Origin of the sequence: Kribbella sp. NPDC050459, from assembly GCF_040655315.1 — a bacterium.
Taxonomy (GTDB): domain Bacteria; phylum Actinomycetota; class Actinomycetes; order Propionibacteriales; family Kribbellaceae; genus Kribbella.
Window position 1 is genome coordinate 192,292 of record NZ_JBFAJQ010000010.1, and the last position, 12,998, is coordinate 205,289.

Genomic DNA, 12,998 nt, shown 5'->3' on the forward strand with positions numbered 1-12,998 from the left:
GCGATCGGCTGCAAACGAGTGCGCGGAACTGCCCGCAGATTGCGGTACTGCGCATCGATCGAGAGCTTGACAGCCTAGGTTTTAACCGGTTTAGATGCTCTTTAAACCGGTTTAAAGGAGATCTCGGGTGACCAAGCGGCCGACAATCGCGGATGTGGCGCGCCGGGCCGGCGTGTCCAAGGGATCGGTGTCGTTCGCGCTCAACGGGCGGCCGGGGCTGGCGCAGGCGACCGTGGACAAGATCCTCGCGGCCGCCGACGAGCTGGGCTGGCGGCCGAGCAACCGGGCCCGGTCGCTGTCGGTCTCGAAGGCGTTCGCGCTCGGCCTGGTGATCACCCGGGATCCGGCCGTGCTGTCGTCGGACCCGTTCTTCCCGGCGTTCATCGCCGGGGTCGAGAGCGTGCTGTCGACGCAGGGCCAGGCCCTGGTCCTGCAGGTGGTCGCCGACGGCTCGGAGGCGGACGGCTACCAGCGGCTCGCGCAGGACGCGCGGGTGGACGGGGTGCTCCTGTCCGACCTCCGGCACGACGATCCGCGGATCGAGTTGCTCGTCGAGCTCGGCCTGCCCGCGGTCACGCTGAACCGGCCGGACGGCGAGTCGCCGTTCCCGGCGGTCACCCTCGACGACCGGCCCGGCACGAGGGCGGTCGTCGAGCACCTGGTCGAGCTCGGGCACACCCGGATCGCGCACGTCGCCGGGCCACCCGCGTTCGTGCACGCCACGGCCCGCTCCACCGCCTTCGTCGAGGCGCTGGCTGCCGCCGGGCTGGAGCCGGTCGCGGTCGAGAACGGCGACTTCACCGCGGCCGGCGGTATCGAGGCGACGCGGCGGTTGCTCGCGCTGCCGCAGCCGCCGACCGCGATCGTCTATGCGAACGACCGGATGGCGATCGCCGGTCTGGGCGCCGCCCAGGCCGCCGGCCTGACGGTGCCGGACGACCTGAGCATCGCCGGCTTCGACGACAGCGAGCTCGCCGAGTACGTGCATCCCGGTCTGACCACGGTCCGCGCCGACCCGTTCCGCTTCGGCGAGACGGCCGCCCGGACTCTCAACCGGGTCGTCGACGGCGAGACCGACGTACCAGACGTCGAGCTCCCGCCCGCGGAACTCGTCGTACGGCGCTCCACTGCTGCACCCCCTGCCTAGGAGGAACCCCTTATGAAGTTGCAAGCTGGACTGCTGGCCGTGGTTCTGGCCGGCTCACTCGCCGCGTGCGGGAGCGGCGGTGACGGCGCTGGTGACGCCGACGCCGCGGCCAAGGCCCGCGGACCGATCACGATCTGGTACTCGAACAACGCCGAGGAAGTGGCCTGGGGCAAGCAGATGGTCGCGGCCTGGAACGCCGAGCACGCCGACCAGAAGATCACCGCGCAGGAGATCCCGACCGGCAAGTCGTCCGAAGAGGTGATCGGCGCCGCGATCACGGCAGGCAACGCGCCGTGCCTGATCTTCAACACCTCACCGGCGTCGGTGTCGCAGTTCCAGAAGCAGGGCGGACTGGTGCCGCTGGACGCGTCCTACATCGAGGAGCGCTCCGGGGACGTCGCCCAGCAGTACAAGTCACCGGACGGCAAGTACTACCAGCTGCCGTGGAAGTCGAACCCGGTGATGATCTTCTACAACAAGAAGGTGTTCGCGAAGGCCGGCATCACGAACCCGTCGCTGGCCACCTACGACGAGTTCCTCGCGACGTCGCGCAAGATCGTGGCGTCGAAGGCGGCGAAGTTCGCGATCTACCCGGCGCCGAGCAACGAGTTCTACCAGTCCTGGTTCGACTTCTACCCGTTGTACGCGGCCGAGAGCGGCGGCAAGCAACTGGTGGCCGACGGCAAGGCGACGTTCGCGTCCGACGAGGGCAAGAAGGTCGCGCAGTTCTGGCGGACGATGTACGCCGACAAGCTGGCGTCGCCGGAGAAGTACACCGGGGACGCGTTCGTGGACGGCACCGCGGCGATGGCCGTGGTCGGTCCGTGGGCGATCGCGACGTACAAGGGCAAGGTCGACTGGGGCGTCGTCCCGGTGCCGACGTCCGCGGGCAAGCCGGCCGCCGAGATTCACACGTTTTCCGACGCCAAGAACGTCGCGATGTACTCGGCCTGCAAGAACCGCGGGACGGCGGCGGACGTGCTGAAGTTCGCGACCAGCAAGGACCAGGACGGCAAGTTCCTGGCCGCGACCGGGCAGATGCCGCTGCGCAAGGACGTCGCCTCGACGTACGCGGACTACTTCGCGAAGAACCCGGACTACAAAACCTTCGCCGACCAGGCCTCGCGCACCGTCGAGGTGCCGAACGTGCCGAACTCGATCACGATCTGGCAGACCTTCCGCGACGCCTACTCCAAGTCCGTGATCTTCGGCCAGCAGGACGTCGGCCAGGCCCTCGACGGCGCCGCACAGAAGGTCGACCAACTCGTCAAGCAGTCTTGACGTCCTCCCCGCAGGATGAGGCACGGGGATTCCAACTTCTACGCGGAGGTAGTGAGTTGAGGTTCACGCTTCAGCGGGACCGGTGGAGGCGTCCCTCGACGTGCGCTGACGGCCCGTCCGGCCGCGATGTTGATCGCTGCGTTCACGTCCGCGTTGGCCTGATGCCCGCAGGCGACGCATCGGAACACCGCTTGGCTCTCACGGTTTTCCGGTGCGCAATGCCCACAGCAACTGCAGGTTTGGGATGTGTACGCAGCGTGCACCCGCTCGACACGCCCAGGGGCCTTCTCGTCGAGACGACGTACCAAGGTGCCCCAGGCATTGAGCAGAATTCCTCGGTGCAACCCCGCCTTGGCTCGGCGCCCGTTCGGCAGGTACTTGCCCGGCCGCGCGGGGTCGGGCTTGCGCTTCGGTCGCTTCATCATTTGAGCAATACGAAGATCCTCTACACGGATGATGTCGAACCGTCGAGCCAGGTCGGTGGTGACCTTTTCTACCCAGTCTCTGCGTCTGTCGCGAGCGCGCGCAAACAGCTTTGCGATCGCGGCCTTCACACGACGCCGACGGTTCGAACCCGGTTTGCAGCGATCCAAACGCCGGTGCAACTGGTCGATCCGTCGCTGCTCGGTCTTCGGGGGACGAGGACACAGCAGTTGCTCGCCAGTAGACAAGGCGGCCGACACCGCGATGCCGCGGTCTATGCCGACGTGCTGACCTGTCCCCGGCGCGGGGATCGATTCGGGTATGGCAGCGAAGGCGATATGCCACCGGTCCACCCGGTCGCAGGTGACTCGGTACGACTTCGCGTCTGGTATGGCGCGGGACCGTCTGAACCGCACCCATCCGACCTTGGGCACGTTGACCGCCGCCCACCGATGGTTCAGCTTCACGATCCGGGTGGCCTGACCACCCACGATGCGGAACCCCTCATGCTGTCCGGCCCGCCGCCAGTTCGGGCGCCGATGGGTGCCCGCGTAAAAGTTCTTGGTGGCTTGGTCGAAGTCCCGGAGTGCCTGTTGTTGCACAGTTTGCGATCCTGCCCGCAGCCAGCTGAATACCGCTCTCGCCTCAGTCAGTTGCCGCGCTTGCTCGGCGTACCTGGGTGTCGGTCCCTTGTCACGGGTCCACATCGACCATTGCTCCAGAGCCAGATTCCATACGTACCGGGCGTGTCCGCAGTGCGCGGCCAACGCAGCCTCCTGCTGCGGAGTGGGGTACAGCCGGAACCGGGACATGTGAGGGATCCAATCAGACGACGCCGACAGTTCTCGACCTCCGAAAGGAGTGCCTCGTGGTGGCCTCTCGCGGCGGACGGCTGATCCGCTTGTCAGACCATTCGGCGAGACGCGGACTCGTCGCCCGCGTTCTGGGTGAGCATCCGGTCGGGACCGCGTTCGTCACGCCGTACGTCGTTTTCCTGGCTGCGGTGTTCGCGTATCCGCTCGGGTTCGCGGTGTACATGTCGTTCCACGACTACTTCTTCGCCGCGCCCGGCGCGATCGTGGACCGGCCGTTCGTCGGGTTCGACAACTACGTGGCGGTGTTGTCGGATCCGGCGGTCCGGCGGGCGTTCGGCAACGTGCTGGTCTTCCTGGTGATCAATGTTCCGCTGACCGTCGTGCTGTCGCTCGGGCTGGCGAACGCGCTGAACGCGGCGATCCGATGGCGGACGTTCTTCCGGGTCTCGTACTACGTGCCCTATGTGACCGCGTCGGTCGCGGTGGTCGGCGTCTGGCTCTTCCTGTTCAACTCGAACGGGCTGGTCAATTCGGTTTTGGGGCCGTTGGCTCCCGATCCGTCCTGGCTGGTGAACTCGTCCTTGGCGATGCCGACGGTCGCGATCTACGTGACGTGGAAACAGCTCGGGTTCTTCATCCTGCTGTACCTCGCCGCGCTGCAGAACGTCTCGAAGGACCTCTACGAGGCGGCGGCGATGGACGGCGCCGGGCGGTGGAAATCGTTTCTCAACGTGACCGTTCCGGGGGTGCGGCCGGCGACCACGTTGGTCGTGCTCGTCGCGACGGTGACGGGCGCGAACCTCTTCACCGAGCCCTACCTGTTGACCGGTGGCGGCGGACCGGACGGAGCGTCCGCCTCCCCGGTGCTGATCATGTACCAGCGCGGGATCGAGCAGGGGAATCCGGACATCGGGTCGGCGATCGGCGTGCTGCTCGTCATCGGGGTGCTGGTGCTCGCGTTGCTCGAGCGGCGGTTCGTCGGGCGGGAGGAGGACTGATGAAGCTCAAGTTCGTCGCGCTGCTGATCGGGGCGTTCGTCTTCCTGTTTCCGTTCTACTACATGCTGATCGGCTCCCTGCAGGCCGAACCGGATCCGACGGTTTCCGGAGCATTTCCGTCACCCGGCAACCTGACCGGCCACAACTACGCCGAGATCAACAACGCCATCCACCTCGGCCGTTCGCTGCTCAACTCCGGCATCTTCACCGGCGGCGTCATCCTCGGCACCCTCGTGTTCGGGGTCCTCGCCGGCTACGCGCTGGCGCGGCTGCGGTTCCGCGGCCGCGGGCTCGTGTTCAACCTGATGCTGCTCATCCAGGTGGTGCCGTTCCAGCTGCTGACGATCCCGCTCTACGTCCTGATCGTGCGCAGCTACGGGCTGGCCGACAGCTATCTCGGGATGACCCTGCCGTTCCTGATCAACTCGACCGCGGTCTTCGTGTTCCGGCAGTACTTCCTGCAGTTGCCGGCCGAACTGTTCGACGCCGCCCGGATCGACGGTGCGTCGGAGCTGGGCATCCTCTGGCGGGTCGCCGTACCGCTGGTCCGGCCCGCGCTGCTGACCGGCGTGCTGCTCACGTTCATCGGGCCGTGGAACGAGTTCCTGTGGCCGTTCCTGATCACCAAGCAGCAGGACCTGCAGCCGCTCGCGGTCTCGCTGTCCAACTACCTGACCACGGTGTCCGCCCGCGCCGCGAACCCGTTCGGCGCCGTGCTCGCGGGCGCCTGCGTGCTCGCCGCGCCCGCGGTCGCCCTGTTCATCGTCTTCCAGCGCCGGTTCATCTCGACGAACCTGTCGTCCGGCGTCAAAGGCTAGAACCGCCATGCCGAGTTTCTGAAGGGGCTTTTCCGTGACTGTTCCTTACACTCTCACCCGTGTCGGAGTCCTGATGACGGCCGAGCCGGGCAACGAGCTCGAGGCGGAGGGGGTGCTGAACCCCGCCACCGGGCACACCCCCGACGGCCGGCTGTACCTGCTGCCGCGGCTGGTTGCCAGCGGCAACATCTCGCGCGTCGGCCTGGCCGAGGTCGAGCTGACCGACGGCGTCCCGGTCGGCGTCCGGCGCGAAGGTGTCGTGCTCGCACCGGACGAAGGCTGGGAGCGCGGCAAGAACAACGCGGGCGTCGAGGATCCCCGTGTCACGTTCGTCCCGTCGCTCGGCCTGCACGTGATGACGTACGTCGCCTACGGTCCACTCGGGCCGAAGCCGGCCCTCGCGGTCTCGTCGGACCTGCGGGACTGGCGGCGGCTGGGGCCGCTGCACTTCGAGTACCAGCCGGACCTGGACACCGACCTGAACCTGTTCCCGAACAAGGACACCGTTTTCTTCCCTGAGCCGGTGCCCGGTCCGGACGGCGAACCGGCGTACGCGATGCTGCACCGGCCGATGTGGGACCTCGGCTGGTTCCGCGAGGGCGAGGGCGTCCACCTGCCGGCCGGCGTCACCGACGACCGTCCGGGGATCTGGGTCTCGTTCGTCCCGGTGGCGGCGGTCGAGGAGGACCTGCGCAACCTCGTCCACCTGCGGCAGCACCGGCTGGTCGCGATGTCGGAGTACCCCTTCGAGGAGCTGAAGATCGGCGCCGGGCCGGCGCCGCTGCGGATCCCCGAGGGCTGGCTGGTGATCCACCACGGCGTCACCGGCGAGCAGCCCGAAGGCTTCGACCCAACCACCCAGAAGGTCTGCTACGCGGCCGGCGCGCTCATCCTCGACGCCGCGGACGTGACCCGGGTGGTTGCCCGCAGCACCGAACCCCTGCTTGTCCCGGAAACCGAGAAGGAAAAAGTCGGAACGGTGGGGAACGTTGTTTTCCCGACCGCGATCGAGAAGGTCGACGGCGTGCAGTACGTCTTCTACGGCATGGCCGACGCCGCGATCGGCGTGGCCAGATTGGATCGCCTGCCATGAATCCGACCCGCCGCACCGTCCTCGGCGGAGCACTCGCGGTGGCCGCTGCCTCGGCGGTCACGGTCCCCGCTGCGGCCACCCCCACCCGCCTGTCCAACCTCGCCCACGTCGACTATCTCCGGGAGTCGGTCTCGCCGCCGCCCGCTGCCGGCCACACCACCTACGGCTCCGCTCCGCTCGGCGTTCTGTGGACGTACGCCGACCGCCAGGCCGACGGCTCCTACCAGCGGATCGGTGGCGGCACCTACGATCCCGCGACGAACACCTACGGGCAGGGCGCGTACAACGCGGACGACATCGCCCGGGCGGCCGTCGTCTACCTGCGGCACTGGACGCTGTTCCACCAGGCGAGTTCGCTCCAGGCTGCCCGCGACCTGCTGCGAGCACTCGCTTTCCTGCAGTCGCCCAACGGAAACGTCGTTCTGTGGATGCAACCCGACGGCGCCCTGAACCCCAGTGCCGAACCGGTCGAGCTGCCCGATCCGTCCGACTCCGGCCCGTCGTACTGGCTGGCCCGCACGGTCTGGGCCCTGGGAGAGGGATACAGCGTTTTCCGCCGCGCCGACCGGGCCTTCGCCGACTTCCTCCGCGAACGGCTCGAGCTGGCGATCGCCGCGCTGGAGCGTCAGGCCCTGACCCGCTACGGCCAGTACAACGTGGTCGACGGCCGCAAGCTCCCTGCCTGGCTGATCGTGAACGGCGCCGACGCCACGTCCGAAGCGGTCCTCGGGCTCTCGGCGTACGTCGAGGCAGGCGGATCGCCGGGAGCGCGTCGAGCCCTGAGCCGCTTCGCCCAAGGCATCGCGGAGATGCAGGCCGGATCGACCCGCGAATGGCCGTTCCGGGCGATCCTCCCCTGGGGTGAGTCGATCTCGGACTGGCACGCGTGGGGCGCCCAGATGCCCTCGGCTCTCGCTGCCGCCGCTGCCGCCCTTGGTGATCCCGACCTGCTCACAGGGGCCATCGGCGACACGGCAGGCTTCACGCCGCTCCTGCTCACATCAGGCGGCCCCGACAACGGCTGGCTACCAGTCCCGATCGACCGCACCCAGATCGCGTACGGCGTAGACGCGCGCCTGCAGGCACTGCTCGCGATCGACCGCCCCGGCCAGAAACACCTCGCCGCCTTCGCCGCCGCCTGGTACTTCGGCGCCAACCGCGCCGCCGAACCGATGTACGACGCGGCCACCGGGCGCACGTACGACGGCATCTCCGGCGACGGTGTGATCAACCGCAACTCCGGCGCCGAGTCCACGATCCACGGCCAGCTCTCGATGCTCGCCCTCGACGCCCATCCAGACGTCGCTCGCCTGTCGGGCGAAACGGCGTACGAGGGCCTGCACGTCGTCGAGGCGGAATCGGCCACCGGCGGCGCGGTCGTCACTCCACCTTCGGCCTGGACCGGCGAATCCCAGTGGAGCAACGGCGCCTACCTGTCCCTCGACAGTACGGCGACCTGGACGCTGCCGGCGTCGACGCAGCCGCGACTGGTGCTCCCGGTCGTCAATCTCGTCGACACACCCGACCCGGCGAAGACCACCTGGACGAGCGCTGGGCTGACGCTCGGCACGCTGACCCACAGCTGCGGCCCGCAAGGAATCTCCGCGGCACCCGGTGCTCTTCAGCCGCTGACACTCGCCAAACCGCTGCCTGCCGACGCGACCACGCTCAGCGCGCAGTCAACAGGCACGGCTCAGGTGGATGCAGTACTGCTGCTTCCGACCATCAGCAGCCTCAGGATCGGATCGGCGACGCTTCTGGTGAGCGTCGACACTCGTCCGCGGGTGGTCGATGCCGGCAAGCATGCTTACTCGTATGACTCCAGCGGTCGGCTGGTTGCCCGCGGCACTCCACTCGTCGTACCGGGTGGGTTCACCGTCGTGCTCGGCTGAGCGCCTCCGCACACCAGTCGGCCAGGTACAGCAGTGCCTGGCCGCGCTGGTGGAACAGATACCGGCTGTCGACCTGGCGGTGATACGCGTTGTGCGTCGCGTCCGAGGCGCGGCCGAGCAGGCCTGGCAGCAGCCACGCGTACTTCACGCCGGACGCCATCACCGCGAGCCGTACGTCGTCCGGGTCGCCGCGCCAGCCTGCCTCGTACAAGCCGTCGAGGTAGTTGGCGATGCACGTCTCGGCGAGCTCGGGCAGGCGCTCGACCGGCCAGAACAGGTCGAACACCGCGTCCGGGATGTAGTTGCCGATGTCCTCGCCGAGGGCCCCGTCGCCGAGGAACGACCAGTCGAACAGCGCGAGCTCGCCGGACGGTCGCTGGATCACGTTCGACACCCAGAAGTCGAGGTGGCAGCGGGCCCGCGGGAGACTCGCGACCAGGTCGAGCAGGGCGTCGCGATGGACCAGCAGTCCGGTCCAGGCCTCGCGGAGTCCGGCCGGCCAGGTCTCGCGGATCAGCGGCTGCTGCCACGCGGCGTCGTCGGTCATCAGGTGCCACGGCACGTCGCGGGTCGTCGAGTAGTCGCGGAGGAAACCGATCGACGTCCACGGCCGCTCGGGCGCGGGGCGGGCCTGCCAGCGACCGCAGGCCCGGGCGAGCGCCGCGTGCTCCGCGAGGCTGAAGTGCGTGCCCGGCGTACCGTCGATGTCTTCCATCAGCAAGACGGCGCCGTCCCGCTGGTCCTCGGTCTGCGCCGCGGGCAGCACCAGTCCGGCGTCGGCGAGCTGTTCGCGGAGCTCGTCGTCGCGATAGACCTCGAGCTCGCGGCGCCAGTAGTTCCAGTGCCGCGGGTCGGTCGACGCGGCCCACGGACCGGACGAGTCGGCGGGCCGCCGGAGCTCCTTGCGTACGGCGGTCCGGCCGTCGGCGTACGTCACCCGTTCGACGTTCGCCGTCACCGCGTTGAGCGGATTGTGCCGCAACGTCGTCGTACCGACTTCGGTCATGCAGAGCAGTGTCTCAGCCCAGCAGGATCTTCGGTGGCAGACCGGTGAGAGCTTTCACATCGCGGGAGAAGTGGGCCTGGTCGGCATACCCGGTGAGCACGGCGACGTCGGCGAGCGGGAGTCCGGTGCGGGCGTGGTCGAGGGCGACGTTCATCCAGAGGACCCGGTCGAGCATCTTCGGCCCGTACCCGAATGCGTCCAGGCAGCGTCGGTGCAGCTGCCGCTCGCTCAGGCCGATCGTCCCGGCCAGCCGGGCCACACCGGCCGTGCCACGGAGCAGACCGCCGCGGACACTGCGCAGTACGTGCGTCGTGAGCCGGTCCGTCGGCTCCTCGAGCAGTCTCGCGACCTCGAGGTCGAGCGCTGTCGCGTGATCGGGGGCCGATCGGATCCGGTCCAGCAGACGCCGGCTCCGGTTCGGCGACCACAGGTCGGCGAGGCGGACCCGCTGGTTCAGCAACTCGCGGGCCGGGACGCCGAGGAATCCCGGCGCGGCACCCGGCGCGAACCGGATCCCGGCATACCGCGTGCCGCGCGGCGCGGAGCCTGTCCAGGCGCGGCTGTCCGGGCCGGCGACGATCAGGTCGTCGTCCATCAGCAGCAGGTCCATGCAGCCGTCGGGGAGGATCCGGAACTCACCGCCTTCCGCCGTCCGTGTCCACAGGTCGGCGCCGGCGATGCGCGCGGGGCGCTCCCGGTACGGCTCGACGGCCACAGTCACCTCTCCAGTCTGCAACGCGCCACCGACAGTTTGGCGACGGCGTGTTCGGGCATCAGAGACGGTGTGACGCGTCGAGACGATCTGTCAGGGGTTCCGCTGCTCGGCCGTACGATCGCGCCCGAGGGGTCCGGTCTGGTGCTCGCCGAGTGGGAGGCCGACGGCCGCACGTCGGACGAGGTGGCGTGGCAGGCGCCGCTGCACGTCCACCACACCGACGACGAGGCCTGGTACGTGCTCTCCGGGACGATGCGGATGCGGATCGACGGCGAGGACTACGACGTACCGGCCGGGTCCGGGATCATCGGGCCGCGCGGCGTGCCGCACACGTTCGGGAACCCGGGCGAGGAGCCGGCGCGGTACGTGCTGGTGATGTCGGCGACCACACACGCGATGCTGCGCGAGCTGCACGGCGGGTTCTCCGGCGACGTCGCGGCGCTGTTCGAGAAGTACGGGTGCGCGCTGCTCGAGTGATTCAGGCCAGGACGTCCAGGACCGGTACGTCGACCGGCAGGTACTTGACCAGGGCAACGTTCTCGCGGACCAGCTCGTCGCGGACCGCCGTCCCCGTGCGCCGGTCGATGACGGTGCGCCAGATCTCGTTGCGGCGGAAGTACTCCGCGCCGACCCGGAGGAACCGCTCGTCCTTGGCGAACACCCGGTACGACGACGCGGCCGGGACGTCGGCCAGGATCTCGCCCTCGAGGTAGCGATCGCCGACGCCGACCCGCAGCTGGAACGTCTGGTCGGTGTCGTTGCGGAATTGCAGATCCACATAGTTGTAGACGATGCTGCAGCCCACGCCCCACGGCAGCACCCGGCCGTTGTCGGGGAACGGGTCGAAGCTGTGCGTGGACCGCTGCGTCACGGTCAACGGCGAATGCAGGACCATCCAGTGCAGCAGGTTCGCGAGCTGGCAGATGCCGCCGCCGATGCCTGGCTTGGCCTGGCCGTTCGACAGCCGCATGCCTTTCAGATAACCCTTGCGGCGGGTTGCGTTGCCGACAACCTTGTTGAACGAGAACGTCTCGCCGGGGCGGATCAACAGTCCGTCGACCTGCGCGCAGGCGAGTTTCAGGTTCGCGACCTTGTTGTGCTGCATCCACATCTCGGTCTCGCCGAGCTGTCGCAGCAGCAACGACTTGTGCCGCTTGATCCGCACCGGCAGGTCTTTCACGTCGCGCGTTGCGGCGTACGGCGTGCTGGACGTCATCCAGTCCAGGCGCTTCACGGCGCGGTGGTAGCGAACGGCCAACGGGTACAGCAGACGCACACGCTCACTCCAGCGCCGCCGCCGTACCGCCGGGAGAATGCGCGCCTGCTCGGCCACACTCAACTCCCGCACACCGACCTGCCACGCCGACGTGGCGGTTGTGCTCTCCGACATCCTCGTTCCCCCGAACCCAGACGACCCCGGCCACCGTACGCCGCCGGGACCCCAACCACATGACAGAACCACCACAATCAAATTGCGCCCGGTATGACGCCGGGGTGGAGCCGCGAGTTCAGCCGACTTTCGCACGGGTGATCCCAAGCTCGACGTCCAGCCGAGCGATGCAGACTCAGCAGTTTCGACGAACCTCCAGAAGGCGAGCGCGTTTGAGCGGTTGCCGAGGAGTTCAGCCGAGTTCGAGGGCGGTGCAGACCCAGCGGTTGCGGCGGACTTCCAGGCGGAAGGCGACTGCGCGGGAGCGGCTGCCGTGGCGTACATGTGCGGCGACCTCGGCGATGAACGGCTCCGGCATGAACACCCGCACCGAGCGCACGACGCTCTTCTCCTTCGCCCCGCGGGTGCCGGCGGTCGAGTTCAGCCCCAGGAGCCGCACCCGCCGGTTCAGTTCCATGAAGACCGCATCGTCGGCGAACCGCACCAGCTGCGAGATCGGCCGGTCCCCGGCCAGCACCTCGGAAATCGCCTGAGCCAACCGGGCACTCCAAGCCCGCACCTCCGGCAGCCGAGGCGCCTCCCTCCCCGGAACCCCGCCCGGCCGCGCGACCTTGGCGCCGGTTTCCTTGCCGCCTGTCGTGCCGGGCGTCGTGGTGGGTGTCGTGCCGGCTGTCTTGGCGGAAGTTGTCTTGACGGAGGTTGTCTTGGCTGCCGTTGCCTTGGCGCCGGCGGTTGTCTTGAGCGGCGCCTGGGCCCCGTCAGGTTGCCCAGGCGCCGCGACCGCGTGCGTGGCGCCAGCAGCTTCCGGCACCACGCTGAGCTTCCGGCCCTTCTCTCGCTCACCGGCGACACCCGGCGCGTCTGCGTCGCTCGGCTCATTTGAGACCGGCGTCGATGCGATGCCCAGCCGCCGTACGGCCTCCAGGCGCAGCGCGAGAGCCCCGTCCGTCAGCTGATCGGCGTACCGCGTCGTGGCCGGCACGCCGTGCGCGTCGCCGCCGACCGACGCGAGGCGAGGACGGCCGACCTCGGCAAGCATCTGCCGAGCGTCCCCGACGGTTCCCACGGCGGCCGGCGCGACCGCCCACGCGGGCCGCGCTGTCGGCGTGGTTGAGGTGGTCGGCGTGGTTGGGGTGACGGCCATCTGAACCTCCGGTGTGTCCGGGCGAGTGAGCGTCGGGTCTTGGCGAGCGCCTGCGGTGTCCGTCGTACGGGTGGGGACGGTGGTGCGCGGAGCAGCCGGGTGTACGTCGCGGGTGCGGGTCGGTTTCGGGCGGGCGTCTGCGGCGCCGGCCGTGCCTGCGGTGTGTGCGGTGTCGGTGGTGTCCGTCGTGGGGGTGGGGACGGCGGTTAGGGGAGCAGCGGGGTGTACGTCGTCCAGGGGGAGATCTTCCGGCTGGAGGTTGTGGGGCTGGCTCAT

12 protein-coding genes are annotated in these 12,998 nt (G+C 68.8%); 7 read left to right on the forward strand and 5 right to left on the reverse strand.

The window, feature by feature from the left end; translation table 11 throughout:
* The first annotated feature begins 127 nt into the window (after window positions 1-127).
* Both AB0I12_RS28985 and AB0I12_RS28990 read left to right on the forward strand, forming a co-directional pair.
* Window positions 128-1,147 carry a LacI family DNA-binding transcriptional regulator gene (locus tag AB0I12_RS28985; protein WP_359935389.1) on the forward strand — a complete coding sequence of 340 codons (1,020 nt, stop codon included), beginning with the start codon at window positions 128-130 and terminating at the stop codon, window positions 1,145-1,147.
* Window positions 1,148-1,159: 12 nt separating this feature from the next.
* Window positions 1,160-2,428, forward strand: coding sequence for an extracellular solute-binding protein (locus tag AB0I12_RS28990; protein ID WP_359935391.1), 1,269 nt, complete (start codon window positions 1,160-1,162; stop codon window positions 2,426-2,428).
* A gap of 38 nt (window positions 2,429-2,466) precedes the next feature.
* On the opposite strand, the gene AB0I12_RS28995 is transcribed toward AB0I12_RS28990, so the two are convergent.
* Window positions 2,467-3,663, reverse strand: coding sequence for a transposase (locus AB0I12_RS28995; protein WP_359935393.1), 1,197 nt, complete (start codon window positions 3,661-3,663; stop codon window positions 2,467-2,469).
* Window positions 3,664-3,719: 56 nt separating this feature from the next.
* Between AB0I12_RS28995 and AB0I12_RS29000 the strand changes: the two genes are divergently transcribed.
* The 4 genes from AB0I12_RS29000 to AB0I12_RS29015 are packed head-to-tail and all read left to right on the forward strand — an operon-like array spanning window position 3,720 to window position 8,467.
* Window positions 3,720-4,664 carry a sugar ABC transporter permease gene (locus AB0I12_RS29000; protein WP_359935395.1) on the forward strand — a complete coding sequence of 315 codons (945 nt, stop codon included), beginning with the start codon at window positions 3,720-3,722 and terminating at the stop codon, window positions 4,662-4,664.
* Window positions 4,664-5,482 (forward strand): carbohydrate ABC transporter permease, encoded by an 819-nt coding sequence (locus AB0I12_RS29005; protein ID WP_359935397.1) that lies wholly within the window; start codon window positions 4,664-4,666, stop codon window positions 5,480-5,482. The genes AB0I12_RS29000 and AB0I12_RS29005 overlap by 1 nt, the downstream gene beginning before the upstream one ends.
* A gap of 34 nt (window positions 5,483-5,516) precedes the next feature.
* Window positions 5,517-6,575, forward strand: coding sequence for a glycosidase (locus AB0I12_RS29010; protein ID WP_359935399.1), 1,059 nt, complete (start codon window positions 5,517-5,519; stop codon window positions 6,573-6,575).
* The gene (locus AB0I12_RS29015) at window positions 6,572-8,467 is read left to right on the forward strand and encodes a hypothetical protein (RefSeq protein ID WP_359935401.1); all 1,896 of its coding nucleotides are present in this window, start codon (window positions 6,572-6,574) and stop codon (window positions 8,465-8,467) included. The genes AB0I12_RS29010 and AB0I12_RS29015 overlap by 4 nt, the downstream gene beginning before the upstream one ends.
* Here the strand turns inward: AB0I12_RS29015 and AB0I12_RS29020 are convergent.
* Together AB0I12_RS29020 and AB0I12_RS29025 are read right to left on the reverse strand one after the other, a co-directional pair.
* A complete protein-coding gene (locus AB0I12_RS29020; RefSeq protein WP_359935403.1) occupies window positions 8,448-9,473 on the reverse strand; it encodes an aminoglycoside phosphotransferase in 1,026 nt (341 codons plus the stop codon). The two genes, AB0I12_RS29015 and AB0I12_RS29020, sit on opposite strands and share 20 nt — an antisense overlap.
* A gap of 13 nt (window positions 9,474-9,486) precedes the next feature.
* Entirely contained in the window at window positions 9,487-10,194 is a 708-nt protein-coding gene (locus AB0I12_RS29025) for a helix-turn-helix domain-containing protein (protein WP_359935405.1), read from the reverse strand.
* Between the two features lie 63 nt (window positions 10,195-10,257).
* Between AB0I12_RS29025 and AB0I12_RS29030 the strand changes: the two genes are divergently transcribed.
* Entirely contained in the window at window positions 10,258-10,665 is a 408-nt protein-coding gene (locus AB0I12_RS29030) for a cupin domain-containing protein (protein WP_359935407.1), read from the forward strand.
* A 1-nt stretch (window position 10,666) separates the two neighbouring features.
* Here the strand turns inward: AB0I12_RS29030 and AB0I12_RS29035 are convergent, their stop codons facing one another.
* Both AB0I12_RS29035 and AB0I12_RS29040 read right to left on the reverse strand, forming a co-directional pair.
* Window positions 10,667-11,578 carry a VanW family protein gene (locus tag AB0I12_RS29035; protein ID WP_359935409.1) on the reverse strand — a complete coding sequence of 304 codons (912 nt, stop codon included), beginning with the start codon at window positions 11,576-11,578 and terminating at the stop codon, window positions 10,667-10,669.
* A gap of 232 nt (window positions 11,579-11,810) precedes the next feature.
* Window positions 11,811-12,998, reverse strand: coding sequence for an Rv3235 family protein (locus AB0I12_RS29040; protein ID WP_359935411.1), 1,188 nt, complete (start codon window positions 12,996-12,998; stop codon window positions 11,811-11,813).

Coding starts and splice junctions, on each gene's coding strand:
- AB0I12_RS28990 (WP_359935391.1), top strand. CDS start 1,160: ATGAAGTTGCAAGCTGGACTGCTGGCCGTGGTTCTGGCCGGCTCACTC.
- AB0I12_RS28995 (WP_359935393.1), bottom strand. CDS start 3,663: ATGTCCCGGTTCCGGCTGTACCCCACTCCGCAGCAGGAGGCTGCGTTG.
- AB0I12_RS29005 (WP_359935397.1), top strand. CDS start 4,664: ATGAAGCTCAAGTTCGTCGCGCTGCTGATCGGGGCGTTCGTCTTCCTG.
- AB0I12_RS29015 (WP_359935401.1), top strand. CDS start 6,572: ATGAATCCGACCCGCCGCACCGTCCTCGGCGGAGCACTCGCGGTGGCC.
- AB0I12_RS29020 (WP_359935403.1), bottom strand. CDS start 9,473: ATGACCGAAGTCGGTACGACGACGTTGCGGCACAATCCGCTCAACGCG.
- AB0I12_RS29035 (WP_359935409.1), bottom strand. CDS start 11,578: ATGTCGGAGAGCACAACCGCCACGTCGGCGTGGCAGGTCGGTGTGCGG.
- AB0I12_RS29040 (WP_359935411.1), bottom strand. CDS start 12,998: ATGAGCCAGCCCCACAACCTCCAGCCGGAAGATCTCCCCCTGGACGAC.